Origin of the sequence: Kitasatospora sp. NPDC059571 (assembly GCF_042735675.1) — a bacterium.
Lineage (GTDB): Bacteria > Actinomycetota > Actinomycetes > Streptomycetales > Streptomycetaceae > Kitasatospora.
Window position 1 is genome coordinate 1 of record NZ_JBHWBW010000584.1, and the last position, 4335, is coordinate 4335.

The 4335-nt window shown below is 75.3% G+C and carries 6 protein-coding genes; all 6 read right to left on the minus strand.

The window, feature by feature from the left end; genetic code table 11:
• Positions 1–36: 36 nt before the first annotated feature.
• Positions 37–201 carry a hypothetical protein gene (locus tag ACFV0G_RS35965; RefSeq protein WP_380557010.1) on the minus strand — a complete coding sequence of 55 codons (165 nt, stop codon included), beginning with the start codon at positions 199–201 and terminating at the stop codon, positions 37–39.
• A gap of 1 nt (position 202) precedes the next feature.
• The gene (locus ACFV0G_RS35970; protein WP_380557012.1) at positions 203–1036 is read right to left on the minus strand and encodes a sterol desaturase family protein; all 834 of its coding nucleotides are present in this window, start codon (positions 1034–1036) and stop codon (positions 203–205) included.
• Positions 1033–1800 (minus strand): FadR/GntR family transcriptional regulator, encoded by a 768-nt coding sequence (locus ACFV0G_RS35975; protein WP_380557014.1) that lies wholly within the window; start codon positions 1798–1800, stop codon positions 1033–1035. The genes ACFV0G_RS35970 and ACFV0G_RS35975 overlap by 4 nt, the downstream gene beginning before the upstream one ends.
• An 84-nt stretch (positions 1801–1884) precedes the next feature.
• Positions 1885–3558: a molybdopterin-dependent oxidoreductase gene (locus tag ACFV0G_RS35980; RefSeq protein WP_380557016.1), complete on the minus strand. Its 1674-nt coding sequence runs from the start codon at positions 3556–3558 to the stop codon at positions 1885–1887.
• Between the two features lie 151 nt (positions 3559–3709).
• Positions 3710–4042, minus strand: coding sequence for an ATP-binding protein (locus ACFV0G_RS35985; RefSeq protein ID WP_380557018.1), 333 nt, complete (start codon positions 4040–4042; stop codon positions 3710–3712).
• On the minus strand, positions 3970–4200 hold the full coding sequence (locus tag ACFV0G_RS35990) for a hypothetical protein (protein ID WP_380557020.1): 231 nt from the start codon (positions 4198–4200) through the stop codon (positions 3970–3972). Before ACFV0G_RS35990 ends, ACFV0G_RS35985 begins: the two co-directional genes overlap by 73 nt.
• Positions 4201–4335 lie beyond the last annotated feature (135 nt).

A 4335-nucleotide genomic window follows, 5' to 3' on the forward strand; every position in this document is an offset into this window, starting at 1 on the left:
CGACAGCGCCGGGTCCGTCCGGGGCGGCAGCCGTGCTCAGCGCAGCGTCCACACCTGGTTGGACCGGGTGCCGCTGCCGTAGCAGTCCCAGATGGGGCCAGGAGCGGTGCGAGCAGTGGCTTGGCGGCCCACTCGACCCCGGGGGTGCAGTGCCACGCCGGTCAGGTCGAGCGCGGCGAGCAGCCGGAACAGCGCGGCCACCTCAGCCCTCCGCCTTCGGCTGCCAGCCGGGCGGCCCGAACAGGTGGCCCGCCCGGTCGCGCCAGCGCCCGGCCCGCCGGACGTCCTGCCAGGCTGCCGCGTACTCGTGGAAGGCCACCCGCAGCGGGTTGTGGGTGGCGATGTTCTTCGTCAGGCCGTAGACCACCCGCTCGCCCTCGGGCTCGAAGCTCCGGAAGAGCCGGTCCCAGACGATCAGGATGCCGCCGTAGTTGCGGTCCAGGTACACGGAGTTGGAGCCGTGGTGGACCCGGTGGTGGGACGGGGTGTTGAAGAACCACTCGACGGGCCGCCACAGCTTCTCGACCCGCTCGGTGTGCAGGAAGAACTGGTACACCAGGCTGACCGACTGCTGGAGCAGGATCATCCAGGGCTGGATGCCGAGCGCGGCCAGCGGCAGCCAGAACGGCAGCGAGGTCATCGGCGTCCAGCTCTGCCGCAGTGCCGTCGACAGGTTGTAGCGGACGCTGGAGTGGTGCACCACGTGACTCGCCCAGAGCAGCCGCACCCGGTGGTGCGCCCGGTGGAAGGCGTAGTAGGCGAGGTCGTCGGCGAAGAACAGCAGCGCCCACGTCCAGACCGAACCCGCCGACAGGTGCCAGGGCGCCAGGGCGTACAGACCCGCATAGGCCGGCACCGCGATGGCCTTCCAGGGCAGTCCGACCACCTGGCTGCCGGCGCCCATCAAGAGGGAGGTCGCGGTGTCGCGCACCTCGTAGCCGTACTCGTCGTCGTCCGGCAGGAAGCGGTACGACAGTGCCTCGACGATGACGAGCAGTACGAACGCGGGTATCGCGTAGAAGATCGCGGGGATCACCGGGTCGCCCCCTGCCGGGGGTCGGCGGCCTTTCCGGCTGGCGCGGTGGACGGGGCGGGCGCGGTGGACGGGGCGGGGACGGCGCGCGTCAGCAGGGCGCGGGCCTCGCGCTCGGCCTGCCGGGGTTCGCGGGCCGCGATCAGGGCGGCCAGCCGCACGTGGGCCGCCACGTCGAGGAGTTCGTCGGCGCGGTCGGCGGGTGGCACGGCGCCGACCGGGAGCAGACCGCCGACCAGGCTGTTGAAGGCGAGCAGATAGGCGAGGTTGCCGGAACCCTCGACGATGAGGCGCCACCAGGTGATGTCCGCGGCGCCGAGTTCGGCGAGGTCGGGACCGATCCGCCCGTAGCCGGCGGCCGCCGCGGTGATCGCCGCGGCCTGCTCGGCCGAGCAGCGCTCGGCGCAGAGCCGGGCGGCGTCCGCGCCGATGCAGGCCCGCATCTCCAGGGCGTCGCGCTGGAGCCCGGCGAGGGCGGCGGGGGCACCGGTGGCTGCCGAGGCGTCGAGCACGAGGTCCAGCCCGGCCGAGGCGCGCCAGTCGAGGACGCGGGTGCGCCCGCCCTGGCTCACCTCCACCAGCCGGGCCTGCTGCAGGCGCTTGACCGCCTCGCGCACGGCGTGCCGGTTGACCCCGAACTCGGCCGCGAGGTCGCGCTCGGCGGTGAGCGCGCCGCCGGGCGGCAGCGCGCCGTTCAGGATCCTGTCCTTGAGCAGCGAGAACAGCTGGTCGGAGACCGCTTCCCGCCGGATGGTCTGCTGCGTCATGGCGGTCAGCATGCACCCGCACCCAGCACTGGTCAACTGGTTGGACCAGCGCGTTTCTCGATGGCCCGGTTGGGTCCCCGGCGCTCAGGTGATGGTGACGACCGTGCTGTGCCAGCCGGTCGACCCGGAGGGGAAGGGCGGCGTCCGGGCCTCGGGCTGGGTCCGGCCGGCGGCGTCGGTGGCACGGACCTCGATGCGGTGGGTGCCGGCCGTCGCACCGCGCCAGGTGTGCGACCACTGGCGCCACAGGTCGGGCCCGGCGTCCGCGGCGAGGTCTGTCCGCTCCCACGGCCCGCCGTCGACCCGCACCTCGACGGCGCCGATGCCGCGGTGGGTCGCCCAGGCGGTGCCGGCCAGCAGGACGTCGCCGGCGGGGACGCGGGCGAACGGCGCGGGGACCTCGATCCGGGAGGCCGTCTTCACCGTGCCGGTGCGGTCCCAGCCGCGCTTCACCCAGTACGGGTCGAACGTCGCGAATCTGGTGACCTCCAGGTCGACCAGCCACTTGGTGGCGGAGGTGTAGCCGTAGAAGCCGGGCACCAGGGAACGGCAGGGGAAGCCGTGCGCCACCGGCAGCGCCTCGCCGTTCATCGCCACCGCCAGCAGGGCCCGGCGGCCGTCGAGGACGGACTCCAGCGGGGTGCCGATCGTCATGCCGTCCCGGGAGCGGCCCACCAGCTGGTCGGCGCCGGAACGGACACCGGCCCGGCGCAGCAGGGCGGGCAGCGGGGCGCCGATCCAGCGGGCGGTGCTCGCATAGGTGCCGCCGACCTCGTTGGAGACGCAGGTGAGGGTGTAGTCCAGCTCCTCCAGTGGCTCGCGGAGCAGCTCGTCGAAGGAGAGCACCGTCGGGTGGTCGACCATGCCGTGGATCCGCACCGACCAGTCGCGGGGGTCGATCCGCGGGAGGGTGAGGGCGGTGTCGACCCGGTAGAAGTCGGCGTTCGGTGTGACGAAGGTGGTGAGGCCGGGGGCTGCCGGGTGGACGCCGCGGGGCAGCGCGGGTGCGGGGACGGCCGGAGCGGGCAGGCGTACGGCGTTCCGGGCGGCGGTGATGTCGTTGCGGCTGTCGGCCAGTCGGCGGCCGCCGACGGTCCCGAGGGCGGCCACCGCGGCAGTCGCCCCGGTGGCGACCAGGACGGTGCGCCGGCTCGGGCGGGCGAAGGGATGGTCCTCGCCCGTCCCGTCTCCGGAGCCGGAGCCGTCGACCTGGACGGGATCCGCCGGGAGGTCGGCGCGCTCCGGCGCGGTGGCGGCGCGAAGCAGGCGGGCCAGCCACCAGAGCGCGGCGGCGCCGACCAGGCCGGCGGCGATCGAGGGGAGGGCGTCGCCCGCAGCGGCCGTCGGCCGGGAGGCGGCGGCCCAGACGCCGAGGCCGCCGAAGAGTCCGATGACGGCCGCGCCGGCGGCGGGCCGTCGGGCGGCGATCAGGCCGGCGAGGACGGCGAGCAGGGCCATCACGGTGTAGATGCCGGTGAGCAGCACGGTCTTGTCATGGGTGCCGAAGGAGCGGACGGCGTACTCCTTGAGCGAGGTCGGGGTCAGGTCGATCGCCGCGGAGCCGACCGCGATGACAGGGGCGCTGCCCGGGCCGGTGAACGCGGCGGTCACCTCGCCCACCGCGACCGCGAGCGCTGCGGCGGTCAGACCGGTGGCGCCGGCCGCGGCTGCGTGTGCCAGGGTCCGCGGCCAGTGCCGTCGCGGGCCGGTCTGCTGGGTGTCCGTCAGGCGCTCGGGTGGTGTGCTCACACCGGCCATTCGGAGGTCGGGGCAGGACCGGATGGGTGCCGGTACCGGGGCCGGTACGTGCCGGCCCGGACGGTCGGCGCACACGGCGCTCCCCCTTGTCCCGTTCGGTCGACAAGGGGGTGGGGTGCCGTTGCGCGGGTGGCTCCGGCCGCGGCCTGCGCTACCAGTTGCGGCTCGGGCCGGGGGGCCTCGCGGCGACCGGGGCGGGCCGGGACGGCGGGGCGGAGGGCAAGGGCGCCAGGTGTGCACGGACGGTCTTGCCGCTGCCGGTGTCGAGGCTGACGGAGACGGCGTCGCAGAGCGCTGCGACCAGGGCCAGGCCGCGCCCGTTCAGGGCGGTGTCGGTGTCGGCGACGCGGGGTTGCGGCAGCAGGCGGCTGGTGTCGCTGACCGCGACCTCGACCCCGCCCGGACCGTGGGTCAGCCGGAGGGTGCCCGGTCCGCAGGTGTGGCGGACGGCGTTGGTGACGAGTTCGCTGATGCGTCCTCGCACAGCGGGCGCGGCAGGTGGGCCCGGACCAGGAACGCCCGGGCGTGGGCCCGGACGACGGCGACGCACTGGTGGCGGTCGGTGAACGCCTCGCGCCACTCCCCGGCGGTTGCGGCCGGAGGGGTGCGGGGTGCGGGCGGCAGCAGGCGGGTGGCGGTCATGGTCCGACGTTCCTTCTCGATCCGGAGCAGCTGGGGCCGGGGCCCGAGGCGACCGGAGTACGGGTGGGCCCCGGCGAGGGCGGGCCCGGCGGGGGGCGGGGGCGGGGGGCGCGGGGGGCGCCGCGCGGGGGCGGC